Source organism: Flavobacterium zhairuonense (assembly GCF_004352915.1).
GTDB lineage: Bacteria > Bacteroidota > Bacteroidia > Flavobacteriales > Flavobacteriaceae > Flavobacterium > Flavobacterium zhairuonense.
The window spans coordinates 114,561-140,897 of sequence record NZ_SJSY01000068.1; the positions used below are offsets into that span (position 1 = coordinate 114,561).

The 26,337-nt window shown below is 32.2% G+C and carries 24 protein-coding genes; 15 read left to right on the forward strand and 9 right to left on the reverse strand.

Annotated features, from left to right (window positions below):
- Positions 1 to 77 precede the first annotated feature (77 nt).
- From EYY60_RS06385 to EYY60_RS06410, 6 genes are all read right to left on the reverse strand, one after another.
- Complete coding sequence (locus tag EYY60_RS06385) at positions 78 to 1,163, reverse strand: alkaline phosphatase family protein (protein ID WP_132988554.1); 1,086 nt, start codon at positions 1,161 to 1,163, stop codon at positions 78 to 80.
- Between the two features lie 112 nt (positions 1,164 to 1,275).
- On the reverse strand, positions 1,276 to 2,607 hold the full coding sequence (locus EYY60_RS06390; RefSeq protein ID WP_132988555.1) for a DUF58 domain-containing protein: 1,332 nt from the start codon (positions 2,605 to 2,607) through the stop codon (positions 1,276 to 1,278).
- Positions 2,608 to 2,696: 89 nt separating this feature from the next.
- Positions 2,697 to 3,710 (reverse strand): AAA family ATPase, encoded by a 1,014-nt coding sequence (locus EYY60_RS06395; RefSeq protein ID WP_132988556.1) that lies wholly within the window; start codon positions 3,708 to 3,710, stop codon positions 2,697 to 2,699.
- Positions 3,711 to 3,751: 41 nt separating this feature from the next.
- A complete protein-coding gene (locus EYY60_RS06400; protein ID WP_132988557.1) occupies positions 3,752 to 4,957 on the reverse strand; it encodes a DUF4350 domain-containing protein in 1,206 nt (401 codons plus the stop codon).
- Entirely contained in the window at positions 4,950 to 5,723 is a 774-nt protein-coding gene (locus EYY60_RS06405; protein ID WP_132988558.1) for a DUF4129 domain-containing protein, read from the reverse strand. The genes EYY60_RS06400 and EYY60_RS06405 overlap by 8 nt, the downstream gene beginning before the upstream one ends.
- Before the next feature lie 22 nt (positions 5,724 to 5,745).
- Entirely contained in the window at positions 5,746 to 6,717 is a 972-nt protein-coding gene (locus EYY60_RS06410) for a stage II sporulation protein M (protein WP_132988559.1), read from the reverse strand.
- Positions 6,718 to 6,737: 20 nt separating this feature from the next.
- Between EYY60_RS06410 and EYY60_RS06415 the strand changes: the two genes are divergently transcribed.
- From EYY60_RS06415 to EYY60_RS06445, 7 genes are all read left to right on the forward strand, one after another.
- A complete protein-coding gene (locus EYY60_RS06415; RefSeq protein ID WP_132988560.1) occupies positions 6,738 to 7,487 on the forward strand; it encodes an RDD family protein in 750 nt (249 codons plus the stop codon).
- A gap of 155 nt (positions 7,488 to 7,642) precedes the next feature.
- Positions 7,643 to 8,491, forward strand: a complete 849-nt coding sequence (locus EYY60_RS06420) for a hypothetical protein (RefSeq protein WP_132988561.1) — start codon at positions 7,643 to 7,645, stop codon at positions 8,489 to 8,491.
- Positions 8,492 to 8,502: 11 nt separating this feature from the next.
- Positions 8,503 to 8,922, forward strand: a complete 420-nt coding sequence (locus EYY60_RS06425) for a PH domain-containing protein (RefSeq protein WP_132988562.1) — start codon at positions 8,503 to 8,505, stop codon at positions 8,920 to 8,922.
- A 48-nt stretch (positions 8,923 to 8,970) separates the two neighbouring features.
- Complete coding sequence (locus EYY60_RS06430) at positions 8,971 to 9,573, forward strand: trimeric intracellular cation channel family protein (RefSeq protein WP_132988563.1); 603 nt, start codon at positions 8,971 to 8,973, stop codon at positions 9,571 to 9,573.
- A gap of 7 nt (positions 9,574 to 9,580) precedes the next feature.
- The gene (locus EYY60_RS06435; protein ID WP_132988564.1) at positions 9,581 to 10,525 is read left to right on the forward strand and encodes a FemAB family protein; all 945 of its coding nucleotides are present in this window, start codon (positions 9,581 to 9,583) and stop codon (positions 10,523 to 10,525) included.
- Positions 10,526 to 10,600: 75 nt separating this feature from the next.
- Positions 10,601 to 12,136: an O-antigen translocase gene (locus tag EYY60_RS06440; RefSeq protein WP_132988565.1), complete on the forward strand. Its 1,536-nt coding sequence runs from the start codon at positions 10,601 to 10,603 to the stop codon at positions 12,134 to 12,136.
- On the forward strand, positions 12,129 to 12,875 hold the full coding sequence (locus tag EYY60_RS06445; RefSeq protein ID WP_235832298.1) for an acyltransferase: 747 nt from the start codon (positions 12,129 to 12,131) through the stop codon (positions 12,873 to 12,875). The genes EYY60_RS06440 and EYY60_RS06445 overlap by 8 nt, the downstream gene beginning before the upstream one ends.
- A gap of 166 nt (positions 12,876 to 13,041) precedes the next feature.
- Here EYY60_RS06445 and EYY60_RS06450 read toward each other — a convergent pair whose 3' ends face one another.
- On the reverse strand, positions 13,042 to 13,944 hold the full coding sequence (locus EYY60_RS06450) for a glycosyltransferase (RefSeq protein WP_132988566.1): 903 nt from the start codon (positions 13,942 to 13,944) through the stop codon (positions 13,042 to 13,044).
- 168 nt (positions 13,945 to 14,112) lie between these two features.
- Between EYY60_RS06450 and EYY60_RS06455 the strand changes: the two genes are divergently transcribed.
- The 3 genes from EYY60_RS06455 to EYY60_RS06465 are packed head-to-tail and all read left to right on the forward strand — an operon-like array spanning position 14,113 to position 16,709.
- On the forward strand, positions 14,113 to 15,210 hold the full coding sequence (locus EYY60_RS06455) for a glycosyltransferase (RefSeq protein WP_132988567.1): 1,098 nt from the start codon (positions 14,113 to 14,115) through the stop codon (positions 15,208 to 15,210).
- A gap of 3 nt (positions 15,211 to 15,213) precedes the next feature.
- Complete coding sequence (locus EYY60_RS06460; protein ID WP_132988568.1) at positions 15,214 to 15,618, forward strand: sugar 3,4-ketoisomerase; 405 nt, start codon at positions 15,214 to 15,216, stop codon at positions 15,616 to 15,618.
- The gene (locus EYY60_RS06465; protein ID WP_132988569.1) at positions 15,615 to 16,709 is read left to right on the forward strand and encodes a glycosyltransferase family 4 protein; all 1,095 of its coding nucleotides are present in this window, start codon (positions 15,615 to 15,617) and stop codon (positions 16,707 to 16,709) included. Before EYY60_RS06460 ends, EYY60_RS06465 begins: the two co-directional genes overlap by 4 nt.
- Positions 16,710 to 16,777: 68 nt before the next feature.
- Here the strand turns inward: EYY60_RS06465 and EYY60_RS06470 are convergent, their stop codons facing one another.
- Together EYY60_RS06470 and EYY60_RS06475 are read right to left on the reverse strand one after the other, a co-directional pair.
- The gene (locus tag EYY60_RS06470) at positions 16,778 to 17,665 is read right to left on the reverse strand and encodes a glycosyltransferase family 2 protein (RefSeq protein WP_132988570.1); all 888 of its coding nucleotides are present in this window, start codon (positions 17,663 to 17,665) and stop codon (positions 16,778 to 16,780) included.
- On the reverse strand, positions 17,665 to 18,348 hold the full coding sequence (locus EYY60_RS06475) for a cell division ATP-binding protein FtsE (protein WP_035649442.1): 684 nt from the start codon (positions 18,346 to 18,348) through the stop codon (positions 17,665 to 17,667). Before EYY60_RS06475 ends, EYY60_RS06470 begins: the two co-directional genes overlap by 1 nt.
- Positions 18,349 to 18,711: 363 nt before the next feature.
- Between EYY60_RS06475 and EYY60_RS06480 the strand changes: the two genes are divergently transcribed.
- The 5 genes from EYY60_RS06480 to EYY60_RS06500 all read left to right on the forward strand — a co-directional run bounded on the left by EYY60_RS06480 (position 18,712) and on the right by EYY60_RS06500 (position 25,737).
- On the forward strand, positions 18,712 to 21,729 hold the full coding sequence (locus EYY60_RS06480) for a tetratricopeptide repeat protein (RefSeq protein ID WP_132988571.1): 3,018 nt from the start codon (positions 18,712 to 18,714) through the stop codon (positions 21,727 to 21,729).
- 85 nt (positions 21,730 to 21,814) lie between these two features.
- Positions 21,815 to 22,678 (forward strand): PhzF family phenazine biosynthesis protein, encoded by an 864-nt coding sequence (locus EYY60_RS06485; protein ID WP_132988572.1) that lies wholly within the window; start codon positions 21,815 to 21,817, stop codon positions 22,676 to 22,678.
- 133 nt (positions 22,679 to 22,811) lie between these two features.
- The gene (locus EYY60_RS06490; RefSeq protein WP_132988573.1) at positions 22,812 to 24,563 is read left to right on the forward strand and encodes a TonB-dependent receptor; all 1,752 of its coding nucleotides are present in this window, start codon (positions 22,812 to 22,814) and stop codon (positions 24,561 to 24,563) included.
- 128 nt (positions 24,564 to 24,691) lie between these two features.
- Complete coding sequence (locus EYY60_RS06495) at positions 24,692 to 25,222, forward strand: GNAT family N-acetyltransferase (RefSeq protein WP_132988574.1); 531 nt, start codon at positions 24,692 to 24,694, stop codon at positions 25,220 to 25,222.
- A 65-nt stretch (positions 25,223 to 25,287) separates the two neighbouring features.
- Positions 25,288 to 25,737 carry a hypothetical protein gene (locus EYY60_RS06500; protein WP_132988575.1) on the forward strand — a complete coding sequence of 150 codons (450 nt, stop codon included), beginning with the start codon at positions 25,288 to 25,290 and terminating at the stop codon, positions 25,735 to 25,737.
- Positions 25,738 to 26,337: the final 600 nt, after the last annotated feature.

The following is a 26,337-nucleotide window of genomic DNA, read 5'->3' on the forward strand; positions in this document are numbered from 1 at the left end:
TTTAATGTTTGCCACGAATTACACTAATTTCCACAAATTTAAATTAGTGTAATTCGTGCAATTCGTGGCGGAAAAAACTATTTCTCAAAAACTTCTTTTATCTCTTCATTGACTGGATGATCTGTTGTGAAATTATAACCCATGATTTTTGCCAAAGTTTGAGCAAACTGTTTTTGATAGATTTGAGAGTCTGTTTTGATTTCGCCTTTTGGAGCAATTTCTGGACCTATTGTGGCGAACCAAATTTGCGACGCGCCTTCAACATCTGAACCATGATCTGTCCATTGTTTTTTGTTTTTGTCGCCTCGGCCGTGATCAACAGTTATAAATAAAGTCGTTTTGTTTTTGTATTGCGGATCATTTTGAACAAAATTCCAGATTTCCTGAATCCATTTATCTACTTGGTTTGCAGCATCCAAGTAGGAACGATATTGACCATGATGCGCCCATTCATCAGTTTCTCCATAAGCAATATAAAGTACTTTTGGCTTTTTGGTTTTAAGTTCATCCATGGCTTGATAATGTGTAAAAACATCAAGACATTCATCTTCATGAAATGGCTTATAAGAGTTGTCGCGCATTTCGTTTAATAATTTTTGAGATGGAGTTGGTTTATTTCCACCAACTTTGTCAAATGCTGAAATTACTGGAAACTCGCTTCGTTCTTCATTTAGAATTCGGTCAAAAGCATCCCATGCGCCAAATGCTGCAACTTTTCCTTTAAGTTTGGCTTGTTTGTTCAAAAACTCCAAAACATTTACATTCGGATTTGCTTTATAGCCGTTTGAATTTACTGCTACATCAACATTTCCGGTCATAATTTCGCTATAACCAGGATAACTAAACCAATATGGATTGGCAACATCGACTTTGTTTCCAAGATCACGATTGCCATAAATTTGCCCTTTCAGCGCCATTTCCGACCAGAAAAATGGCATTAGATTTTTACGCGAAACCTTTAAATCAGAATTGGCATATTTTTTATAAATGTAAGCGCTGTCGCCTTGATTGAATTTTTTGTCATTGGCAATTGCCTGATCTACACCTTTAAAAACTTCCTGCCATCTAAATCCGTCTGTTGTGATGATGATGATGTTTTCTGTTTTTTGAGCGTGAGATTTGAAGCCTAATAAAATGAGCAGAATTAAGATTGTTTTTTTCATTTTTGATAAGTTTGAAATTTGTTCAGATTTCGTTTATTCCAAAACTAATTTATAAAATTGATCGAATTGGATTCTATTTATAAAATAACAATAAGATAACAAATCTTGAAATTTACAAAATCCCTCTAGCCTTAATTTCCAAATACTTATTAATAGCATCCAAAGTCAGGTTTTCAGGTTGTGTTAAAACCGAGTGAATTCCATATTTCTTTAATTCATTGACAATTAAACGTTTTTCAAACATGAATTTTTCAGCGATTATTTTGTCATAAACTTCTTGAATTGTATCGGTTTTTTTGTTGATGATCGAATTCAATTCTGTGTTTTGGAAAAAGACTACAACTAACAGATGGTTTTTTGCAATTCCTTTCAAATAAGGCAATTGACGGTTCAATCCATCCATTGTTTCGAAATTCGTATATAAAATAATCAAACTTCTCTGATTGATATTTTTCTTGATATCTACATACAATCGGCTGTAATCGCTTTCAAAAAAATCTGTTTTGATGTTGTACAAAGATTCTAGGATTTTTTGCATTTGCGAGCCTCTTTTTTCTGCAAAAACTCTGTTTTCTACTTTTTTAGAAAAAGAAAAAAGTCCAGCTTTGTCTTGTTTTTTCAGAATTACATTTGATAAAACCAAAGTCGAATTGATTGCATAATCCAGCAAACTTAAACCGTCAAAAGGCATTTGCATAACGCGTCCTTTGTCAATCGCCATATAAACTGATTGCGATTTTTCATCCTGAAATTGATTGACCATTAAAGCATTTTTCTTTGCAGTTGCTTTCCAATTCAGCGTTCGCAAATCATCGCCTTGAACATATTCTTTGATTTGCTCAAATTCCATCGTGTGGCCAATTCGGCGAATTTTTTTGATTCCGTATTGATATAAATTGTTTGAAAAAGCCAACAAATCGTATTTTCTTAATTGGATGTAAGAAGGATACGTTGGAACCATTTGATCGTTATTAAACGTAAATCTTCTTGAAATCAATCGCAAAGGCGAAGAAACGTAAATGTTTAAATATCCAAAAAAATATTCGCCACGTTCTGTCGGGCGCAGGTCATAACTGATTTCTTTTTGCTCAGAAGCTTTTACACTCTTTATGATTTTAAAATCACGAACCTGAAATTGAAACGGAATCTCATCAATTATTTTTACCGAAACCGGAAACGTATAATGATTTTTCAGAATCAAATTTATCGGATTCAAATCTCCATTTGATAATTTTTCAGGAGTAATTCGATCTGCTTCAAATCCCGTTTTGGTCATATATAAAAGCAAAATATCAAGACCCAAAAAAGTAAGCAAAACCAAAACTCCAAACCAAACTGCATTATAGATATTCGGAAAAATAAAAGCACAAACAAATAGTCCTATAATGCCTACAAGCACATAGAAAAAGAAGTTGTTGAGATATAGACTTTTTATGAATTTCATCTTTTTTAGTTTTCAGTCGCGGTTTTCAGTCTCAGTTTGCAGTCTCAGTTTTCAGTTTTGAACTGTGACTGCAAACTGAGAGTGAATACTTATCGCGGAATTTCCACCGTTTCGATAATTTGTTTGATAATTTCAGAACTTGTAATTCCTTCCATTTCTCTTTCTGGCGCTACAATTACACGATGTTGTAAAACCGGAATAGCCGCTTCTTTGATGTCTTCTGGAGTAACAAAATCGCGTCCACGGATGGCAGCAAAACCTTTTGCTGCGTTCAAAATGGCGATTGAAGCACGAGGAGAAGCACCTAGATACAAAAAAGCGTTTTCACGAGTATTTACCACAATTCTTGCAATATATTCCAGTAAATTCTGCTCCACTCTGATTTGTTTTATCAGTGCTTGATATTCTTTTATTTCTTTAGCAGAAAGTACTGCTTTTATAGCTTCTAATTTGCCATGATTTTCTAATAAATGCTCACGCTGAATAATCAGGATTTCTTCATTTAATTTTGGATAATCAACAGCGATTTTGAATAAAAAACGGTCCAGTTGCGCTTCAGGCAAGCGATAAGTTCCTTCCTGTTCAATTGGGTTTTGAGTTGCGATTACTAAAAATGGTGCATCTAATTGGTATCCAGAACCATCAATTGTAATTTGGCGTTCTTCCATAACTTCAAAAAGAGCCGCTTGCGTTTTTGCCGGCGCACGGTTGATCTCGTCAATTAAAATTAAATTAGAAAAAATAGGCCCTTTTTTAAATTCAAATTCTGAAGTTTTTAAATTAAAAATTGAAGTTCCTAAAATGTCTGATGGCATCAAATCTGGTGTAAACTGAATTCGGCTAAAATCAATATTTACCGTTTTTGCCAGCAATTTTGCGGTAATAGTTTTGGCAACACCAGGAACACCTTCCAACAAAACATGTCCGTTTGACAAAATAGCAACCAAAAGTTGGTCAACCATTTTATGTTGTCCCACAATTACAGTTTCTATTTCTTTTTTGATGGCATTTACATGCTCTAAAAGAGGCGTTAAATTTATTCGGGTTTCAAAATTCACATTTTCGTTTGTGATTTCGTTTTCTGTGATGCTATTTTCGTCCATGTTTTGGTATGTTTTTTTGTGGTGGATTTCGGTTAAAAATACTAATGTATAACTTTTTCGATTGCATTATTAATTCGGATCAAATCTTCTTCAAGACTTCCATGATAACTTTTTCGATGTTCATTAATCAAAAAGACAAGCTCTTGAATGTCGGCAATGTTTTTTCCTGTTTTGTGTTGCAGTTTTTTAATAAAATCATCGTCAAGCTTTGTGGTGTCAATCAAATATTCGTTTCGCATTTTTTCAAGGAAAAAAATGATTTTTTTGTCGATGATATTCGTGTGATCGCCTTCTTGATAATATAAATTCCCGATTGTTTTAGTAAAATCAACTGTTAAGTTTGCCAATGGTTTTAGTATTGGAACAATGCGCTGTTTTCGTTTGGCATTGAAAATAATGAAAATTAGTATTCCAAATATTGCAAACAAATATGCCCATTTTAATGCCGGCTGACTAAAAATATAGCGCAACGGCGAACCTGAAACCGATTCGTTGTTTTGCCCTTTTGTGTACCAAAAAATAGCTCCTTTTGGAATTTGAGACAACAAGTTTTCGACATATTGATAGTGATTGTCTCTCAGCAAATGAAAATTAGTAAAAGCGGCCGGTTGTGTATGCAAATAAAAAGAACCTCCGTTGTAATTGACTTTTATAAAATTGATATGCTTTTCATTTTTTGCCGTACTTTGATAGCCCAAAACAGTAGTTTCAGCCGTATCAATTTTTGAAAAATAATCTTCAATGGCTTGTTTAAAAATGTATTTCTTTTTGCTTGCTTTTGGATTTGCCATCCAAATTGTAGTATTGTGAATAGGCTTTAAATCATTTTGAACTTTCAGTTTTAAACTGTCTAACAAAATTTTTGGAAAAGTTCGCATGCTTAAAAACGCACTATTCCCGCGCGACACAAAGTAAAAAAGTTCTTTTACAGATTGCTCGTCAATATCGCCGTTGTTGGCAATATTCATAAAAGTACCTTTTATTCTGTAATCTTCAACTAAAGTATCAGGATTGTATTTTGAGTCTAAATATTCGTAAGGCGTTACGGTTGAAATTCGTTCAACTTTCTGATTTTTTAAAATTTTGTTGATTTCTTGATTAAATACAAACAGTCCATAAGGAATTTTGTCATGTACAGAAAAAGTAGGGCGCCAGTCAATTGGTTTTGGCTCTTTTTTGCCTGCAAACAAAATGACGCCAAAAATAAAAACCAGAACTCCTAGGTAAATTTTTATAGGTCTATCCATGGTTAAAGGTTTTTATAGCTGTTTTAAATCGGTTTTCGGCTTTCAAGAAAATAGGTTCATTAATTTCAAATTCACCGTACCAAATATAATTGTACAAATAAGATAAATACGTGAATTCTTCTTTATGAGCAGGACTTTTAATCTCGTATAAATAATCCGAATTGGTTTTTTCAATATCCCAATCGATGTAATTATTTTGTGCCATCACTTTTAGCAGCCACAAATAATAATATCGAATTGCAATTCTTTTTTCACCAGATTGAATGTTTTCGGCAATCAGTTTTTCAAAATCCAAAAGGTGTATATTTTTTTCTATATCAGAATAATAGATATTCTTTTTTTGTGAATTTTTGCCAAAAATCCATTGACCTTCTTTGTTGATTAAAGCTTTTACAATCAAGAAAATAACAACAACAACAAGTATTCCAGCTAGAGTTTTGAAAAGTATCGCTACAAAATTTACTGAAGATTTATGATCGCTGAAAGTAAATATCTTGCTCAAGAGGCGAGCAAGCCATTCCAGAAAATCATCCCAAAGTGTTTTTTCTGGAGGTTTTACCTCATAAACAAAGTCTTCGCCTTGGTATCGCTCTTTGAATTTTTTGTCAAAAGTTTTAGGTTCAACCGTTGCCGAATCGATTTGAATATCTTTTTCGGTATATTTTATCGAGGCCATTTTTGGCGGTTCTTCAGTCACAAGAGAATCCTGTGCATTTGAAAAACTGCAGTTGAAAACAAAAAGTAAAATGAAGAAAATTTTATTCATTATGGTTTCCGATTAAGTCAATTTAGGCTGCTAATTGTTGAGTTTTTTTGTGGACGATAAAAGGATAAACCAAATAATAAAATGAAATTATTCCTAAGGTAAATAATATAATAAAACTGCTTAGCCAATTTGGCATATCAATAGAATATCTCGTAATGTAACCTTCTAAAAATCCCGCCGCGATGGTAAAGGGAAATGTGCTTAAATAGATTTTGAAACTATTTTTGAAGCCAATTTTAAACGAATTTAGTCTTGAAAATGTCTTTGGAAACAAAATAGAAGCGCCTAAAATAAACCCACATGCGGTTTCGATTACAATTCCGAAGATTTCCATCGAGCCGTGAATCCAAATTCCTCTTACACTTTTCCAGAAAACTCCTTGTTCATAAAAGAAGTATTGAAAAGAACCCAACATAATTGAATTCTGCATGCTAATGTAAAAGGTCCCGATTCCTGCAATAAGTCCAAAAAAGTAGCATTTCGCACCCACAAAAAGATTATTTACTGTGATGGAAATAAAACTTCCCCAATTGCTTCCAGAGCCATAAACGGCCATTGGATTTCCTTTTTTAATGTTTTCCAAAGTTTGATTGACATAATCATCGCCAAGAATAAGACGAACAAAATTTGGGTCGTATTTTGCAGAAACCACTCCAATAGCAACCGTAACAAAAAATAAAGTAAAGGCATAAATCAAGTAACGTCTGTATTGATATACCTGCAATGGAACTTCGGTTACAAAAAACTCGAGAATTCTGTTTTTTTCTGTTCTCTTGGTTTTGTAAATTTTTTGGTAAATCTGCGATGCAAGGTGATTTAAGTAAATAACGGTTTTACTTTTAGGATAATACGTTTGTGCATACGACAAATCATTCATCATTTGAATGTATAAATTAGCTAATTCGTCAGGATTTTTTTTAGCTTTACCAAAAATAGCTAGCTCAAATTCCAGCCATTTTTCTTTATTTTGTTTTATGAAGGCAACTTCTCTCATTGAAGGCTAAAATATAAAATATGTCAGAATTATCTATTAACACAACACAAAATGTCAAAATAAATTTTATATCTGCTTCGGTAGGAGAGCGTCTAGGTGCTTATTTTATTGATTTAGGAGTTAAAATTGCCTATATTCTTGTGGTTTGGTTTGTCTTTTTTAGTTGGCTAAAACTGGGACGTATAGTTGATAATTTAGACAGTTGGTCAGAAAGAGCTATTGTGTTATTGTTTGGCATTCCGCTTATATTTTACTCACTTGCTTTAGAAAGTTTTTTTGAAGGACAATCAATCGGGAAAATATTGGTGAAGATAAAAGTTGTCAAAATTGATGGCTATCAGGCAGGGTTTGGCGATTATTTAATTCGCTGGTTTTTTGGAACAGTTGACTTTTTTATTCCACCATTTTATGGGCTAGTAGCATTGATTACCGCAATTTCAAATAGTAAAACGCAACGTTTTGGCGATATGGCAGCAGGAACGGCCGTTATTACGCTGAAAAACAAAATCGATATCAGTCATACGATTTTAGAAGATATCGGAACGGCTTATGTGCCAACATATCCTTTGGTGATTAAATTGTCTGATAATGATATGCGAATCATTAAAGAGACTTTCAAAAAAGCGGCGGCTAAAAATGATTTTGAGATTATTGGAAAACTGGTCGCAAAAATTGAAAGCGTTACCGGAATCAAAAATCAATCGGGTAACAACAGCGATTTTATTCGTGTGGTTTTGAAAGATTATAATTTCTATACGCAAAATATGTAAAGAAAAGATTCTAAGCTTCTGAGTTGCTAAGATCTTAATTTTTAAATAGTTGATTGGCTATGTTTTGGATTTAATTTTTTAAATTTAACAAGTTTAATATTTAGAAAAGGAGTAACCGAAAAGCCAAAGAGTAGGAAAACCTAAGCGTAAATACCATGAAAATTAAGAAAGCTGCCACGTTATTATTATTGTTTTTTGTCTGTGTTTTTTCTTTCGCTCAAGGCGGAAAAAAATTAGATAAAATTATAAAAAGAGATTATACGATTATTGAGGGTACAATTTCTAAGATATCGGATAAAACAGTTGAATATTCTTTGCCTGGAGAAACTCTTTTAATAGTTCTAGATGTTTCGCAAATTGCCCGAATTGATTTTGCCAGCGGACGCTCCCAAACTTTTGATGTAACACCGTCAAATTCTGTTTCTGATAATTCGGGACAAACTATTGTTGCGGGCGAAATGAAGCCAAATACAATTGCAGTGCTTCCAGTTCCTTTTTTAAACTCAGATACACAGCAAAGTTCGGAGGAAATGGCAAAGTTTGCTCAAAACGATATGTATAACAAATTACTGGATAAATCTGGAAATATTGCACCGCTGACCGTTCAGGATTTAAGAACAACCAACAGTTTATTGAGCAAAGCAGGAATAGATTACCGCAATATCGATTCGACCCCGATTGAAGATCTTGAAAAAATATTGGGCGTTGATAATATTGTCGCTGCAAAAGTTTCGTTTACAATTGGAACCGCTACAACAGCAACCACTTACAATAGCGGAAATGCAAAAGTGAGTGATAATAATAAAAAAGTGACCACAAATGATTATTCGACTACAACCGCAAATAATCAGCAATATTATTATTACACCGTTTATTTTGATATGTATAAAAATACGTCAAAAATATACTCTCAAACGCGTAAACCATTTTTGGCCGTTAAAGATAGTTGGATGGAATCTGTTCAGTATTTATTGAAAAGAAGTCCAATTTACGTTAAAAAATAAGAAAGCAAAAAATGGTAAAATTTAAATCTAAAATTGATATCTGGCTTGTTCTTTTTTTAAGTCTTGTTCTAGGCGGGGCTTTAATAAATGCACTTTATAATAAAGTTTGGGGCGCTAGTATAGTTTTAGGTATTATTATTGTTTTTATTGTTCACATGTTTTTAAATACTTTTTACACAATCGAAGAAGGAAAGTTGAAAATAAAATGCGGTTTTTTAATCAATTCAACAGTTTATACTCAAAAGATAAAAAAAATCTCCGAAACAAATTCAATAATGAGTTCTCCTGCACTTTCTTTTGACAGGCTTGAGATTGTATACAATAAATTTGATACCGTCATCATTTCTCCAAAAGACAAAAACGGATTTTTTGAAGCAATAAAAAAAATAAACCCTGAAGTAGAAATAGTGTTAAAAAATAAGAAGAATTAAGGATAACCTTTGCACCTTTGCAACTCTGAACCTTTGCAACTTTAAAAAATGTTCCACATATTAGATATTATCGGTACAATGGCTTTTGCCATGTCTGGCGCTTTAACGGCAATGCATAAAAAACTCGATCCGTTTGGGGTTTTTATTATTGCGTTTGTAACTGCAGTAGGAGGAGGAACGCTCCGTGATGTCTTAATTGGACGAACTCCGGTTGGCTGGATGCGTGATATACAATATGTTTATGTGATTATTTTAGGATATTTTCTGGCTATTCTTTTCAGAAAAAGGTTTGACAAACTTCGAACTTCTTTGTTTCTTTTTGATACAATTGGTCTTGGGGTTTTCACTTTAATTGGTTTAGAAAGAGGACTTATAACGGGACTTCATCCCGTAATTTGCATTGCGTTGGGAACCATGACAGCTTGCTTTGGAGGTGTTATCAGAGATATTTTATGTAACGAGATTCCGAATGTTTTTAGAGAAGAAATTTACGCTACAATCTGTATTCTAGGAGGAATAATTTTCTTTGGACTAAGAAAACTAAACCTGAACGACGATATTTTATATCTGGTTACTTCATTGGTTATCATTGTAGTCCGATTAATGGCGGTTAAATACAAATGGCATTTAAAAGCATTTGATCATAAGTAATCTAAAAATGGAATTTAAAGTAAAAAAATACGACCCAAACGATTATCATATTTGGAACGATTTTATCGCTCTGGCTAAGAACGCTACTTTTTTATTTCATCGCGATTTTATGGAATATCATAAAGATCGTTTTGAAGATTTTTCGCTTTTGATTTTTGAAGAAGAAAAATTAAGAGCAGTTTTGCCCGCAAACAAACAAGGAAATACAGTTCATTCTCATCAGGGTCTTACTTATGGAGGGTTAATTTTTTCATCTAAACTAAAGGTAGAAAAAGTAGAAGCGATTTTGGATGAAATTTTATTTTTTTTGAAAGAAAACAAAATCGAAACTTTTTATTATAAACCAATTCCAGATTTTTATTTTTCAAAAGGAAATCAGGAAATAGACTTTTTTTTATTTAAAAGAAATGCGATTCCGCATAGAAAAGAAATGAATTTGGCGATTAATTTACAAGTGCCGTTAAAGATTTCAAAAAGTAAAATGAAACATTTCAGACGAATTGAAAATCTCGATTTAGATATAGTCGAAGAACATGAGTTTCATTCTTTTTGGGAAAAAGTTCTAGAACCAAGATTGGAAGAAAAATTTAATGCAAAACCAGTTCATTCGAAAGAAGAAATAACTCTTTTAAAAGAAAAATTCCCGAAAAATATTAAACAATATTCCGTTTATCAATACGATGAAATTATAGCCGGAATTACGATTTTTGAAACTGAAAATGTGATTAAATCGCAATACGGCGCGACTTCAAAAAAAGGGGAAGAAGTAAGAGCTTTAGATTTTTTATTCATTAATTTGATCCATAAATACAAACGAAAAGGAAAACATTTCTTTGATATGGGAATTGTAAATTCTGATCACGAAGATTATAATTCAGGTCTTTTAAATCAAAAAGAAGAATTAGGTTGTTCTGTTTACAATCAGGATTTTTACAAAATTGATTTAAAATGATAATATTTCGGTATCTTAGAAAAATAAGCACATTGGGTGAAACTGCTTTTCAGGAAAAATTGAAATTGGTTTTAAATGACGATTACATCGAACTTAGAAAATTCTATTAAAAAAATCGTGTCAGATAAAAAATCATATCAGCAGATTTTAAAAACAACTTCACTTTTTGGAGGTGTTCAGTTTTTTTCGATTTTAATTTCAATAATTCGTACCAAATTAATTGCTGTTTTTATCGGTCCGGCCGGAATGGGAATTATCGCTTTGCTGAACTCGACTTTAGGAGTTTTAAGCAGTATTTCAGGTTTCGGAATTGAAACGAGTTCGGTGAAAAATATCTCCGAAAATTATAAAAATGAAGATTTGAAAACGGTTGCGAAAACCATTCAAATCGTAAAAAAGATTGTTTTTTTTACCGGAATTTTTGGAATGCTTCTGACTTTTGTTTTTTCGAAAGCGCTCAGTATAATGACTTTTGGAGATTCCAGTCAGACATTTGCTTTTGCAGTGCTTTCCATAACCGTTTTTTTCAAACAATTATCATCAGGACAATTGGCCGTTTTGCAAGGGTTGCGATCTTTTCGACTTTTGGCGAAAGCCAATTTATACGGTAATTTATTTGGACTACTTTTTTCGATTCCGTTGTATTATTTTCTGAAAATCGATGCGATTCTTCCAACTATTATAATTGCTTCATTGTCGGCGTTTATTTTTTCATTTTATTATTCAAATAAAGTAAAAACAGAAAAGGAGAAAATTCACAACTCCGAATTATTATTAGAAGGAAAAGCAATTGTGAAATTGGGTTTTATGTTGACAATCAGCAGTGTTTTAACGCTTTTGTCGACTTATTTAGTTCAGATTTTTGTTGGAAAAATAGGTGGCCTTGAACAAGTCGGATTTTATAACGCCGGATTTACCTTGCTGAATTCCTATGTCGGGATTGTTTTCACCGTTATGAGCACGGATTATTTCCCAAAATTAGCCTCTATAAATACAGATAATGATAAAGTCAGAGAAAGCGTTCAGCAACAGGCTTTTATTTCGGTTTTGATTATTACACCTATTATTGTTTCGTTTATTGCTTTCAGTTCGTTAATTATAAAACTCCTTTATACTTCAAAATTTGAAGCGATTATTCCCATGATTTGTGCCGGAATTATCGGGATGTTATTTCGCGCCGTTTCCTGGTCAATGGGATTTATTTTGATTGCAAAAGGCGATTCGAAAATGTTTATTAAAACCGCTATTGGTTTCAATACTTTGTCTTTATTAATGAATATTGCAGGGTATTATTTTTATGGTTTGCAAGGTTTGGGAATTAGTTTCTGCCTTTACTTTTTATGTCATTTTATCGGATTAAAAATCATTACCAAAAACCGTTACAATTTTTATTTTGAGAAGCATTTTTACATGCTATATTTTATCTATTTTATGATGTGTACCGTTTCATTTTTATTGCAATTTATCGAAGTCCCGATTTTAAAATATGGTTTGTATGCCGTTATGATTTTATTGTCTTTCGGATTTAGTTTATTCGAAATCAATAAAAAGATGAATTTAAGCGAAATATTTACGTCATTTGTTCAGCGAAAAAAAGATGAAAATGATTAAGAATACGTATAGAAAATGTCGCTCATTTTATCACAAATTCCGGTTTTACTATTCAGTAAATTGGACCAAAACACTGTATTTTAATTTCAAGAAGTTTCCTTTTGAAATTGCAAAAAAGCTTCCGGTTTTCTTTTATAAAAGAGTAAAATTAACTTCCATTTCTGGAGAAATTCAAATTGAGGGAAATATAAAAAGAGGAATGATCGGTTTTGGTCAGCCTTATGAATTGAATACGGTTCATCGTGGAATTGCAGAAATCAATATTCAGGGAAAACTAATTTTTAAAGGAAAATTTCAATTCGGAAAAGATTATTTTCTTTTTGTTGGCGAAAATGCGGTCTGCGAATTAGGGAACATGTCTTCAATGGCTTCAAACGCCAAATTAATTTGTCTTGAAAAAGTTGTTTTAGGAAATTATGTTCGTTTAGGCGCTGAAAGCCAAATTATTGATACTAATTTTCATGATATGATTGACACGGTTACTAGAGAAAAACAACAGAAAACAGGACCAATTTTTATTGGAAATTACAATTTTAGCGGAAGCCGAATTTCGATAATGAAAAACACCCAAACGCCTGATTTCTGTACTATTGCAACAAATAGTTTTTGTAATAAAGATTATACTTCCTGGGGAAATAACATTTTAATTGGTGGTATTCCTGCCAAGCTTATTCGTGAAAATATTTCAAGAGATTGGGAAGGAGAAAAAGAACTATTAGACGATTTTTTGACTATTTAATTAAGTCCCAGCGGGACGATATATTTATAGAAAAATATAAGATTATTGTGTTAAAATCCCATCGGAGTGACATATTTGGTGAGCTATGTCGCTCCTCTGGAGCTTTTTGATTCGTGTAAATTCCTAGCTATAAATATTTTGCTCCTCTGGAGCTGTTTACTAAATATCAATTAATAAAAACAATTCGGAGCCGTTGTTTTATTTCCAGTATAATATATTTAAAAAACAACTTAAAATTAGAAGTCTTAAAAGCCAAGATCATTTCAAAATGCATTCTTTTCAAAATCGCTTGATGTTCTTCTTTTGTCCGGTTTAATTGAATTGCTTTTTTGACAATCAAATACGTAGAATAATTTATTTTTCTGGATCGTTCATCGTTTTTAATAAAGAAATGAGTTCCTAAAGAGTTGTCAGAAATTCGTTTTTTGATCAAAATTTCATCAATAAAATCAAATTCGTATTTGCGAGAAGCACGAATCCAAAGGTCTAAATCTTCATACGCCAGATTTTCATCATAACCATTTAAATCATCAAAAACAGATTTTTTAACCATCGAAGAAACAGAGCAAATGCTGTTTCCACCTGAAATTACGCTTAAATAAATATCGCCGGTTTTTCTATTTTCGATCACTCTTTTGCTTGAATTAATCGGAAAATAATAGGAATCAAATGCTCCGTTTTCGGTAATTAATTCGGCGTTTCCATAAACTACGCCCAAGTTTTTAAATTTACTTTCAGCAAAAGTATTCAGTTGTAATGAAACGCAATTTTGGAACAAAACATCATCGCAGGCCAAATCAATTATAAAATCGCCTTTGGCAAGTTTCAATGCTTTATTAAAAGATTTTGTACTTCCCACATTTATCTCATTTTCAATAAACTGAATTTGAGGATAATCGACAAGGAATTTTTTAATGACATTTCTGGAATTATCAGTGCTAAAATCATCAACAATAATAATTTCAATAGCTGAATGATCTTGATTTAGAGCAGATAATAAACTCTCCACAACAAATTTTTCGTGATTGTAGCACAAGCAAATAATAGTCACTAATGAATTATTCTGCATATTTTTTCTTTTATCATTAAGATATTAAGGAAATTAAGTTAAACATAAGCTTAATTTTCTCCGTTAAGAAAATTAAGCCAAAAGCTTTATGCAACTTAATGCCTTAATGGTTCTAAATCTTATTTTATTTTAAAGAGTTATATTTGATACGAAAATAAGAAATCAAGAATGATATCGACTCACAAAAAAAAGAAAATTGCTTTAATTGGCTACCGTTTGAGCGGAGGCGGAAGTGATAAAGTAATGGCAAATTTGTCAATCTTTTTTCAGCATAAAGGTTTTGAAGTCGATATTATTATTGTTTTGGATGAAGTAAGTTTTCCGTATTTGGGGAAATTGGTTAATTTGGGTTTGATGAAGAATAAATCAAATGGAATTTTTAATAAAATTAAACGTTTAAAGGCCCTAAATTCTTATTTAAACCAAAATGATTTTGATTTTATAATTGATTTTCGTTTTCGAACAAAAGTTATTCAGGAGCTTATTTTAGCCCGATTTATCTATAATACCAAGACAATTTTTACCGTTCATAGTTTTTTGATTGATCATTATATGCCTAATAATTCATGGCTGACACGATTAATGTACAATCATTGTTTTGCCAATGTCGCGCTTACAGATGAAATGAAAACGCTGATTGAGACAAAACATAAATTGCAAAACGTGGTCACAATTCATAATCCCGTTTATTTGGAAGAAATTGTGAAAAAGCAAATTGAAAAAATAGATATTGAATTTGATTATATAATTGGAATTGGACAATATGAAAACGGGATAAAACAGTTTGATCAATTGATTTCGAGTTATGCTAAGTCTGATTTGAAAGAAAAACAAATCCATTTGGTAATTCTTGGAAATGGCGACGAATCAAAACTTCAAAAAGCAATTTCAGATCATCAAATTCAAGATTTCGTGCATCTTTTAGGTTATCAAAATAATCCTTTTAAATATTTAAGCAAAGCTAAATTTTTAGTTTTGTGCAGTAAAAATGAAGGTTTCCCAAATGTGATTTTAGAAGCTTTGGCTTGTGAAATTCCTGTTGTTTCTTTTGATTGCGATTTTGGACCGAGAGATATGATTGTTAATTTTGAAAATGGTATTTTAGTTGAAAACCAGAATTGGGAAAAAATGACTGAAGCTTTAAATTTATTGATTTCTAATGAAGATTTATATCAAAAATGCAAGCAAAATTCGCAGAATAGTATCGATCCATTTTTATTGGAAAAAATTGGACAGCAATGGCTAAATTTGTTGCAGGAAGCATAAAATATGACGACAATTCATGACATAAAATTATTGAAAATTCCCGTTGTCGAAGACTTGAGCGGTAATTTGGCTTTTATTCAAAATGACGTTTTGCCTTTTGAATTCAAACGCGTTTATTATCTTTTTGATGTTCCGAGTACTGCTTTTCGTGGCGGACATTCACACATTGAGCAACATGAAGTTTTGATTGCTTTGAGTGGCAGTTTTGAAGTAATTGTAAACGATGGAAAAGACAAAAAAAGCTATTTGCTGAACAAGCCAAATATTGGCTTGCATTTGCCAAAAGGAATTTGGCGCGAATTGGAGAATTTTTCTTCAGGTTCAGTTTGTCTTGTTTTGGCATCAGATGTTTTTGAAGAAACGGATTATATTCGGAATTATGAAACTTTTCTGAAATCTAAAAAATGAAGCTTCTTTATATTGTTCCCAAAATAAAAAATGCCGGCGGAGTTTCGCGTGTCTTGTCGATTAAGGCGAATTATTTTGTTGAACATTTCAATTATGAAGTTCATATTTTATCTCAAAATGAAGAAAATGAATTGCCTTTTTATGACTTCAATTCTAAAGTTGTTTTCCACAATATAATCTTAGAAGGAAATGCTTTTCGGTTTTTGCAATCCTATAAAAATCAAATAAATTGCGCTATTCAGGAAATCAGACCAAACATAATTTTAGTTGCCGATAATGGTTTGAAAGCTTTTATTTTTCCTTTTTGGATAAAGACAAAAAGCCCGATTGTTTTTGAATCTCATGGTTCTAAGTTTATTGAAGAAAATCCGTTGAAATCTGATTTTTTATCGAAGTTTATTTCAAAAATAAAATATCGATTTAAAGATTTTGGGATCAAAAAGTATAATAAAGTTGTGGCTTTGTCTAAAGCAAATTTGAAAGAATGGGATGTTAAAAATGGAATTATAATTTCAAATCCTTCCTGGGTTCAAACTGAAATTTACTCTGATTTAAAGCATAAAAAAGTGATTGCGATAGCCCGGAATTCTTATGAAAAGGGACTAGATAAGTTATTGCATATTTGGAAAGAAGTTACAAAAAAACATCCAGATTGGATTTTAAATATTTATACAGATGATTTTGATTGCCTCAACAGTAAAGTTTCTGATTTAGGAATTGCATCAACTGTTTTTGTTTCCGGCTTTGTCAGAAATATTGAAGATAAATATCTCGAATCTTCAATCTACACAATGACTTCAAGATCAGAAGGTTTTCCGATGGTTTTGTTGGAAGCAATGTCCTTTGGTTTGCCATGTATCGCCTTTGATTGCCCGACAGGGCCGAGATCGCTAATCAAAAATGAAGAAAATGGTTTTTTAATTCCGAACCATGATTTTGAAAAATATGTGAATAAGCTTTCTATTTTGATAGAATGTGAGGATATAAGAATAAAATTGGGTAAAAATGCCAAACAAACTGCAGTGAATTTTTCGGTTGAGAAAATAATGGGTCAGTGGAAGTTGTTTCTGGAAAGCTTAATAAAAGCTTAATCCCAGCGGGATGAAATATTTATAGAAAAAAAAATAATTTCGCTCCGCTGGAGCTCTTCTCACATGATTTAATTGTTTCTATAAATATTACGCTCCTCTGGAGCTTTTAGAACACAAAAATATCCTAATTTGTAAATATCAAAAAAGAATAATGAAGGACTTTCCGAAATTAAATTTTGTTCGATTTTATTTTTATTCTTGTCGAAAATAAATTTCAAAAGACCAGTTAATTTTAAGCTTTTAAGAAATTCAAAAGCTTTAATGATTTTACTGTCTGCTTTTGAAATTTTATTCGAATTATAAAGAAAAACTAAGTTCTCTAAAGCCGTTTTAGTCTTTTTCAAAAATACTTCAGACGTCTCTAAATTCAAATGAAAAGTTGGGTTTTCAATACGGGAAACTTTAAACTGATTCTTCTTCAAAAGAGAGAAAAAACACAAATCTTCATAACCATATTTAGTTATCGATTCATCAAATGGAAACTGAAGAAAAACATCTTTCTTAATGAATAAATTAGAAGTTAAAATCGATGTGGTTTCTCGTTTTTGCCCATAAATCCAACGCAAAAGCTGTTCTTTTTCAGGCTTTTTTTCTTCATAAAGAATCCCGCCAAAAAAGATCTTTTCTGCCGAATTTGAAATCAAATCAATATATTTTTTGATAAAATCTTTTTGAGTGGGAAAAGTATCGCAATCTAAAATCAACAACCAATCATGTTTTGCTTTTTTTGATAACGAATTGATATTTTTTCCTCTTCCTAAATTAGTTTCATTTGTAAAAAATGAAACATTAGGAAAAGAATTAATTTCTTGGTTTTGAATGTTTTCTATTGAATTGGATGCATCGTCCTGGCAAAGAATTTCAAAAGTAATTCCGCACGAATTGCATTGCTTTACGAGTTCGTTAACGAGTGGTAAAACATTATAATTAAAAACCGGAATTAAAATAGAAAGCATTACACGCTTCTTTGCACTACTTCGAAGATTCTTTCATCTTCGCATTTCAATGTTTTTGATGGGAATTTCATCAATAAAGCATAATCGTGCGTCGCCATGATAACCGTTTTGCCATTAGCATTGATGTTTTTTAAAACTTCTAAAACCTCAGAACTTGTTTGAGGATCAAGGTTTCCTGTAGGTTCATCAGCAAGGATAAATTCTGGATCGTTAAGCAAAGCTCTTGCAATCGCAACACGCTGTTGTTCACCTCCAGAAAGCTGGTGAGGCATTTTGTTCAAGAAATCTTTCATTCCAACTTTATTCAAAACTTCATCGATTTTATGCTCCATTGCTTCTTTTTCTGTCCACCCAGTTGCTTTCAAAACAAAAATCATATTGTCTTTTACAGAGCGGTCTGGAAGCAATTTGAAATCCTGAAACACAATCCCAATTTTACGTCTCAAATACGGAATATCATTTTCTTTTAAAGTTGCCAAATCAAATTCTACAATGTGGCCTTCACCTTCAGTTAAAGGCAAATCTGCATATAAAGTTTTTAAGAAACTACTTTTTCCAGAACCTGTTTTTCCAATGATGTAGATAAATTCACCATGTTGAACATCTAAATTAATATGAGATATAATTTTTCTTCCTTCTTGATATATAGTGACTTCTTTAAGAGATAGTACGGTTTGTGACATAATAAAATTGATTTGATTGGTAAAAGTAATAAGATAACGATTGGATTCAAAATAAATTTCAATCATTTCTTAAGAAAAATTCTAGAAAACGAAATGGAAATTTTAACCATATAAGTAATATAAGTTCATTTTAGTAAATGATGTAAGCGATTTTTTATTTACTAAAGCTTATATGATTTTGAAATAAAAAACAGATTATGAAAACAGCTAGCTTATAATTACTTATATGACTTATATGGTTTAAAAACGTTTTTTATTGGCTTCTAAATTATGCTCTGTTAAAGATTTTTTTATAATAAAAGCTGGAAACGTTTCGTTATAAACGGTATAAAATGATAAATTTGAATACTAAATAAAACTAAAATGCGTAGACTTTCCTGGTTCTTTTTACTCCAAATTATTCTTATTTCGACCACGGTTTCGGCACAAAAATCAGCTATATATACTTACGAATTAAAGGATTTTGATAAAGCAGTGACTTTATACAATGACAAACAATATGCATCGGCACAACATATTTTTGAATATGTAAAAAATAATACAGCGCCAACTGAAGAAGTAAAATCAGATTGCGCTTATTATATCGCAAATTGTGCTATCAGGACCAATCAGCCAAATGCGGATGCCTTGATGGAAAAGTTTGTGGATGATTATCCAACAAGCACCAAACAAAATCAGGCGTATATTGAAGTAGCACAATATTTCTTCGAACAAGGAAATTATCCAAAAGCTTTGCAATGGTTTGATAAAGTGGATGAAAGCTACATGAGCAAAGCTGATTCAGATAAATTTAATTTCCAAAAAGGATACAGTTTTTTTAATGCTAAAAAGAAAAAGGAAGCGACAACGTATTTTAATAAAGTGGTAAATTCTCCAGAATATGGTTCTCAAGCCAAATATTATTTAGGATTCATGGCTTATGAAGGAGACGATTATAAAGAAGCAACCAAATATTTTGATGAAGTTTCGGGAGAAGAAAAATACAAAGAAAAGCTTTCGTACTATCAAGCTGATATGAATTTCAAGTTAGGAAACTTCCAAAAAGCAATTGATTTGGGCCAAAAAGCTATGGCAAAATCAAATGAAATGGAAAAGTCAGAATTGAATAAAATAATCGGAGAAAGTTATTTCAATTTAAAACAATATGGAAAAGCAATTCCGTATTTAGAACTTTACGCAGGCAAAAAAGGAAAATGGAATAATACCGATTTTTATCAATTGGGTTATGCTTATTACGAGCAAAAAGACTACGAAAAGGCGATTTCTCAGTTCAACAAAATTATTGAAGGAAAAGATTTTGTGGCTCAAAACGCCTATTATCATTTAGGTTTAAGTTATTTGAATACAGGCAAAAAACAAGAAGCTTTAAACGCGTTTAAAAATGCTTCAGAAATGGAATTCAATGCTCAAATCCAAGAAGATGCGGCGTTGAATTATGCTAAATTGAGTTATGATATTGGAAATGCGTATCAAACTGTTCCTGGAATTTTGCTTGATTTCTTAAAAAAATATCCAAACAATTCTAGCAGAGCTGAAGTTGAAAAACTCTTGGTTGATTCGTATATTTCAACAAAAAACTACAAAGAAGCTTTGGCTTTATTAGAAAAAAACAGAACTGCTGAAAATAAAGCGGCATATCAGAAAGTTCTGTTTTATAGAGGTTTGGAGTTGTATAATGAATCGAATTATACAGAAGCAGGAAAGATGTTCAAAAGCGCTATGAGCGAACAAAAAACGCCAGAATTTACGGCGCGCGCTACTTTCTGGAAAGCAGAAACAGAATATCTTTCAGATGATTTTAAAAATGCTTTATTAACTTATAAACAATTCGCCGGACTTTCTGCGGCAAAATCTACAGAAGAATATAAAAACATCAATTATAACATTGGATATACTTATTTCAAGCTGAAAGAATATGATTCGGCGGCAAGTTCGTTTCAAGCTCAGATTGATAATTCGCCTTCTGATAAATCGCGTTTAACTGATTCGTATTTGCGTTTGGGAGATTCTCGTTTTGTAAATTCGAAATATTCTCAGGCAATGGAAGCGTACGGTAAAGCAATTGACGCAAAAGGAGTTGATGCCGATTATGCGCAGTTTCAAAAAGCACTTTCATATGGTTTCATGTCAAAAAATGATCAAAAAATCAATGAGTTGAACAACTTTTTGAAAATGTATAAAAAATCAGAATATCGCGATGATGTTTTGTTTGAATTGGGAAATACGTATGTAGCCGACAAGAAAAATGATTTGGCAATTAAAACCTATGATCAGCTGATTTCGGAATATCCAAATGGTTTGTTTACTTCAAAATCAATCTTGAAACAAGGATTGATTTATTACAATTCAGATCGTGATGAATTGGCTTTGGCCAAATTCAAAAAAGTGGCGGCCGATTTTCCTAAAACACCAGAAGCTTTAGAGGCGGTTTCAACAGCAAGATTAATTTATGTTGATTCTGGGAAAGTAGATGAATATGCAACTTGGGTGCGCACTTTGGATTTCGTTTCGGTTACAGATGCAGAATTGGACAATGATACTTATGATGCCGCTTACAAACAGTACAGCCAAAGCAACAGCAAGGCTGCAATCACAGGTTTTGCGGGTTATGTAAGCAAATTTCCTTCGGGATTGCATGCCTTAGAAGCAAATTTCTACCTAGCTCAATTGTATTATGCTGATGGTTTGGAGACAAAGTCGATTGCAAATTATCAATATGTAATCGGACAGCCACGAAATGAATTTAGCGAACAATCATTAAACAAATTGGCACAAATTTATTTAAAAACAAAAGATTGCGATAAGGCAATTCCGGTTTTAGTTCGTTTGGAAAATGAAGCAGATAATTCTCAAAATAAAAACTTCGCGCAAGCTAATCTGATGAAATGTTATTATGACAAAAAAGATTATGACAATTCGGTTATTGCGGCTGATAAAGTGTTAGAGAATCCAAAAGCAGATGCAGGCGTAAAAGCAGATGCACAAATTATTGTGGCTCGCGCGGCTATGCAAACAGGAAATGAAGACAAAGCAAAAATAGCTTACGCAAAACTTTCGACAACTTCAAAAGGAGAATTAGCTGCCGAAGCGCTGTATTATGATGCTTATTTTAAAACCAAAGAAGGAAAATTTGATGCTTCGAATGTTGCAGTTCAAAAACTGGCAAAAAATTATTCGGCATACAAATATTATGGAGCAAAAGGACTGGTTTTAATGGCGAAAAATTTCTACGGATTAAAGGATAGTTATCAGGCAACTTATATTCTTGATAACGTGATCAATAACTTTACGGATTTTCCAGATGTTGTTGAAGAAGCAAAAAGAGAATTGACGGCGATAAAATTAGAAGAATCAAAAACGAATTCGTCGATTAATAAGTAAAGATAATGTAGAAGCAAGAAACAAGAAGCAAGATTTTATGAAAGTCTTGTTTCTTTCTTCTTGATTCTTTAGAAAAAAGAAAGAAATGAGTTTACCTTTTTATATAGTTGATGTTTTTGCCGATAAAAAATATGCCGGAAACCAATTGGCAGTTTTTATGGATGCAGAAAATTTGAGTACAACAGAAATGCAAAATATAGCGCGCGAAATTAATTTTGCTGAAAGCACTTTTGTGACCAAATTGGACAAAGAAAACAACAAAGCTGAAATCAGAATATTTACTCCGGCGCATGAAATGCAATTTGCAGGACATCCGATAATTGGTACTTCATGGGTTTTGATGAATAAGATTTTTAATAATTCACCTGAAGAAATTAAACTGGAAGTTCCGATTGGGCCAATCGCGATTCACAAATCAGAAGACTTGATTTGGCTAAAAGCGGCACAGCCAAAGTTTTGGGATATTTTTTCAAAAGAAGATTTCTCAACTTTCAGCAATCTGACTATAAGCGATTTTGAAAATCAATTTCCAATCCAGGAAGTAACAACCGGAAGCGCTTTTGTAATGGTTGGTTTAAGCAGTAAAAGAGCATTGGAAAATTTGGTTTTGGACAAAGACAAAACAGATCAATGGCTGAAAAAACATTGCAAAACTGATCACCGAGGTTTGTATTTCTACTATTTAGAAGGATCAAAACTATTTAGCCGAATGTTGTGTATCGAACACAATCAGTTGGTTGAAGATGCCGCAACGGGAAGCGCAAGTACTTGCCTTCAAGCTTTTTTATTGAAATATCATAAGCCAGAAATCGAATTGACAAATTATCAAGGAGATTATATTAATCGTCCATCTGAAATTTATTTTAAAGGAAAATTATCTGGAGAACAATTTGATATCAAAATAGGAGGAAAAGCCCAGTTTGTTGCCAAAGGAGAGTGGGAAGCTTAGATTTTGAAAATAGAAGAAAGAGTAAAGAGCCTAGATATTAGAAATTAGAATAAAAAGATATAGAAAAATGCAACAATAGGAGTGAAGTCTTTCTTCTTGATTCTATTGTCTTTTCTCTAAAAAAGAAAGAAATATGAAATTAAACTGCCGAAATAAAATTGTCGTTTTACTAGTGTTGTTTGCTTGCCAGCTTTCGTTTTCTCAGAAAAAAAATGAAAACATCGGAACTGAAACAGTCAACGTAGTAAAACCCTATTCGCCAACAGTATCTGATGCTTTTAAAGTGAAAGAAACGCCTTCGCTTGACGACAGCGGTAATCAGCCAAAAGAAACTATTAAATATAGTATTTTGTCGGTTCCGGTCGCATCGACTTTTACGCCTTCAAAAGGAAATGCCCAAGCTGTCGACAAATCTAAAAAAGAACGTTTGTTCAATAATTATGCAACTTTGGGTGTTGGAAATTATGGAACTCTAAATGCTGAATTGTTTGTAACGCAAGATTTAGGAAACAATGATTATGTGGCTGGAATGTTGCGCCATCATTCTTCGCAAGGCGGTATCAAAGATGTGAATTTGAATGATGAATTTTATGACACAGCATTAAATGTTGGTTATGGAGTTATCAATCGCGATATGTCTTGGGGAGTTGATTTAGGATATCAAAATCAGCTTTACAATTGGTATGGTCTTCCAGCTGATTTTGGAATGACGTTGCCTCCAGAAACGCAGGAAGATTTGATTAGAGGAATTAATCCGAATCATTCGTACAATACGATTTCACTTGGCGGAAATGCTGAATTTACAGAGGGAATTTTCAGCAAAATTGCAACTCGATTTACGCATTTCTCAGATAGTTTTTCTTCTTCAGAAAATCGTTTTTACTTAAAGCCAACTTTTAAAGTTGATGTAATGGATCAAGCGATAACTACAAATGTTATCGTAGATCATGTCAGCGGTTCGTTTGAGCATAATTATGCGAGAGATAATACCGAGCCATTAAAATATAGCTTGACCAATTTTGGAATTGAGCCAAGCTTTGTGATTCATGAAAATGAATGGACTTTAGAATTGGGAGCTGGATTGTTTTACGGTTTGGATTCTGAAAATAGTGGAAACAAATTTTTTGTTTATCCAAAAATCAATGCATCATATAAATTAGTTGGTGATTTAATGATTTTCTATACGGGGGCAAACGGAAGCTTAAATCAAAATTCCTATGCCGATTTCGTAAGCGAAAATCCATTTTTGTCTCCAACTTTAAATATGAGGCCAACAAGCAATCAATATACTGTATTTGCTGGTTTAAAAGGAAAATTAGCAAATAATGTCAGCTATAATTTGACAGGTTCTTATTTAAATGAAAAAGATAAAGCGTTATTCAAAAGCCAAGATTATACAGAAGATTTTTCGAACCAAAATTATGCTTTCGGAAATTCTTTTGACGTTGTGTATGATGATGTGAGAACTTTCCGTTTCTACGGAGAATTAAAAGCCGATTTCTCTCAAAATGTTTCTTTTGGAATTAATGGAACATTCAACAGTTACAAAACAGACGGTTTAGAAGCGTGGAATTTGCCTTCAATGAAATTAAGTTCAAATCTTGACGTTAATATTACTAAACAATGGTACGCAGGTCTTAATGTGTTTTATGTTGGAGAGCGAAAAGACATGCAGACTAATCTAGATTTAGGTGTTGCTCCATCTGTGGTGACTTTGAAAAGCTATTTTGATGCCAATGCACATTTAGGATATAAATACAATGAACGTCTGACTTTCTTTTTAAAACTAAATAATATTGGAAATCAGGCCTACGAAAGATGGCTGAATTATCCTGTTCAAGGATTCCAAGTTTTAGTAGGAGGAAATTATAAATTCGATTTTTAGGAAGATTTTGCCTTAAAGGCACTCAGCCCCAGATCCCACTTTAAATCTGGGACTTTTTAGCCATGATTTCATGAGTTTTTTGGAGTAAACTCGTGTTTTCATGGCTAATTTTTTATAATTTTATTTTTATGGATATTAAAATAAGACAAGAAAGAAAAGACGATTTTGAAAGTGTTTTTCGATTGATAGAAAAAGCCTTTGAAAAAGAAGAATACAGCGATCACAAAGAGCAATTTTTGGTAGAAAGATTGAGGGAATCTGAAGCTTTTATCCCAGAATTGTCAATTGTGGCCGAAACTGAAAACAAAATTGTTGGACATATTTTATTTACTAAACTGCAAATAAAAAATGAATCACAAACTTTTCATTCATTAGCATTGGCGCCAGTTTCTGTTCTTCCAGAATTTCAGGGAAAAGGAATTGGTTCAAAACTTATTTTGCATGGACATGAAGTAGCAAAAAAGTTAGGTTATAAATCTGTTATTTTATTAGGACATGAAGATTATTATCCAAGGTTTGGCTATGAACTCTGCGAAAAATATAACATAAAAATGCCTTTCGAAGTTCCAGCCGAAAATTGTATGGTTATTAGTTTGACAAAAGATGGTTTAAGCAATGTAAGCGGAGAAGTAGTTTATCCAAGTGCTTTTTTCGAATAAAAATTTAGACAAAGAAGAAAAACCTTTGCACCTTTGTCACTTAGAACCTTAGTACCTTTTAAAAAATGATTTTCAAAGAAAAAATATATACACATTACACCCAAATGGTTCAAGATCGAATTGATGTTTTTAAAGACATGATTTCTGGTTTGACCGAAGATTCTAAAAACGATGCAAAAGGTTCTGCTGGCGACAAGCACGAAACTGCCTTGTCAATGATGCATATCGAACAGGAAAAACTGACTAACAAACTAAAAGAAGCAATCGGGCAGAAGGAAATTTTAGATAAAATAGATCCTGTAAAAACCACTGAAAATATTGTTCTGGGAAGCTTGGTAAAAGCAAACGGAATTTATTTATACGTTAGTGTCGCGCTTCCAAAAATTGAAATTGACGGAATTAATGTGATTGCGCTTTCTCCACAATCTCCGTTGGGAAATCATTTAATGGGAAATAAAGTAGGGTTTCAGTTTGAGATAAATAAGACGCATTATACGATTCAGAGTGTTGAATAATTTGTAGTCCTTTCGGGACCATTGTATTGGGATGTTTATGTTTCTGCCAATGTTAAACTCCTTATGGAGTGGGGAATTCCTAGGCAAAACAGGTTGTTTTTTAAATCCTAAAGAAGCATATCTCGTAGAGATTAAATATTGGTAGAAAACACACACGCAAAGTAAAATTGTCCCGTAGGGACTGCATTAATGATAATTTTGTCTAACGAAAAATCATACGGCTAATTCTGTATGCAAATTCGCCAATCTTGGTCGAGTTACTAGTGTGATTTCTCCCTTCGGTCGAAATGACAAGATTGAGTAAAAAATAGTTTCTGAATAGTTTTATACTTCCTTGTTGTGAATTTTTCATGAATATTTGAATATCGTGAAATTTAATTCAAACATTTCTTTAAAACCTTAAATTTTAAGCGCATTTTATCCTCAAAATTGAAATTTTCAAGTTTAGGCCTTTTTTTTATGTTAAAATTTTACATTTTATATGTAAAATTAAATTTATGATTTTAAATTGTAACTGAAATAAGGATTTGTGTTTTTCAATTGTAACCATTACCGCATCTTTGCCTTATCAAAATAAAATTTCAGAATAAAAAATATTAA

Bases quoted from the DNA above. Each gene is read 5' to 3' on its own strand.
- EYY60_RS06385 (WP_132988554.1), bottom strand. From the start codon at position 1,163: ATGAAAAAAACAATCTTAATTCTGCTCATTTTATTAGGCTTCAAATCT.
- EYY60_RS06390 (WP_132988555.1), bottom strand. From the start codon at position 2,607: ATGAAATTCATAAAAAGTCTATATCTCAACAACTTCTTTTTCTATGTG.
- EYY60_RS06395 (WP_132988556.1), bottom strand. From the start codon at position 3,710: ATGGACGAAAATAGCATCACAGAAAACGAAATCACAAACGAAAATGTG.
- EYY60_RS06400 (WP_132988557.1), bottom strand. From the start codon at position 4,957: ATGGATAGACCTATAAAAATTTACCTAGGAGTTCTGGTTTTTATTTTT.
- EYY60_RS06405 (WP_132988558.1), bottom strand. From the start codon at position 5,723: ATGAATAAAATTTTCTTCATTTTACTTTTTGTTTTCAACTGCAGTTTT.
- EYY60_RS06410 (WP_132988559.1), bottom strand. From the start codon at position 6,717: ATGAGAGAAGTTGCCTTCATAAAACAAAATAAAGAAAAATGGCTGGAA.
- EYY60_RS06415 (WP_132988560.1), top strand. From the start codon at position 6,738: ATGTCAGAATTATCTATTAACACAACACAAAATGTCAAAATAAATTTT.
- EYY60_RS06420 (WP_132988561.1), top strand. From the start codon at position 7,643: ATGAAAATTAAGAAAGCTGCCACGTTATTATTATTGTTTTTTGTCTGT.
- EYY60_RS06425 (WP_132988562.1), top strand. From the start codon at position 8,503: ATGGTAAAATTTAAATCTAAAATTGATATCTGGCTTGTTCTTTTTTTA.
- EYY60_RS06430 (WP_132988563.1), top strand. From the start codon at position 8,971: ATGTTCCACATATTAGATATTATCGGTACAATGGCTTTTGCCATGTCT.
- EYY60_RS06435 (WP_132988564.1), top strand. From the start codon at position 9,581: ATGGAATTTAAAGTAAAAAAATACGACCCAAACGATTATCATATTTGG.
- EYY60_RS06440 (WP_132988565.1), top strand. From the start codon at position 10,601: ATGACGATTACATCGAACTTAGAAAATTCTATTAAAAAAATCGTGTCA.
- EYY60_RS06445 (WP_235832298.1), top strand. From the start codon at position 12,129: ATGATTAAGAATACGTATAGAAAATGTCGCTCATTTTATCACAAATTC.
- EYY60_RS06450 (WP_132988566.1), bottom strand. From the start codon at position 13,944: ATGCAGAATAATTCATTAGTGACTATTATTTGCTTGTGCTACAATCAC.
- EYY60_RS06455 (WP_132988567.1), top strand. From the start codon at position 14,113: ATGATATCGACTCACAAAAAAAAGAAAATTGCTTTAATTGGCTACCGT.
- EYY60_RS06460 (WP_132988568.1), top strand. From the start codon at position 15,214: ATGACGACAATTCATGACATAAAATTATTGAAAATTCCCGTTGTCGAA.
- EYY60_RS06465 (WP_132988569.1), top strand. From the start codon at position 15,615: ATGAAGCTTCTTTATATTGTTCCCAAAATAAAAAATGCCGGCGGAGTT.
- EYY60_RS06470 (WP_132988570.1), bottom strand. From the start codon at position 17,665: ATGCTTTCTATTTTAATTCCGGTTTTTAATTATAATGTTTTACCACTC.
- EYY60_RS06475 (WP_035649442.1), bottom strand. From the start codon at position 18,348: ATGTCACAAACCGTACTATCTCTTAAAGAAGTCACTATATATCAAGAA.
- EYY60_RS06480 (WP_132988571.1), top strand. From the start codon at position 18,712: ATGCGTAGACTTTCCTGGTTCTTTTTACTCCAAATTATTCTTATTTCG.
- EYY60_RS06485 (WP_132988572.1), top strand. From the start codon at position 21,815: ATGAGTTTACCTTTTTATATAGTTGATGTTTTTGCCGATAAAAAATAT.
- EYY60_RS06490 (WP_132988573.1), top strand. From the start codon at position 22,812: ATGAAATTAAACTGCCGAAATAAAATTGTCGTTTTACTAGTGTTGTTT.
- EYY60_RS06495 (WP_132988574.1), top strand. From the start codon at position 24,692: ATGGATATTAAAATAAGACAAGAAAGAAAAGACGATTTTGAAAGTGTT.
- EYY60_RS06500 (WP_132988575.1), top strand. From the start codon at position 25,288: ATGATTTTCAAAGAAAAAATATATACACATTACACCCAAATGGTTCAA.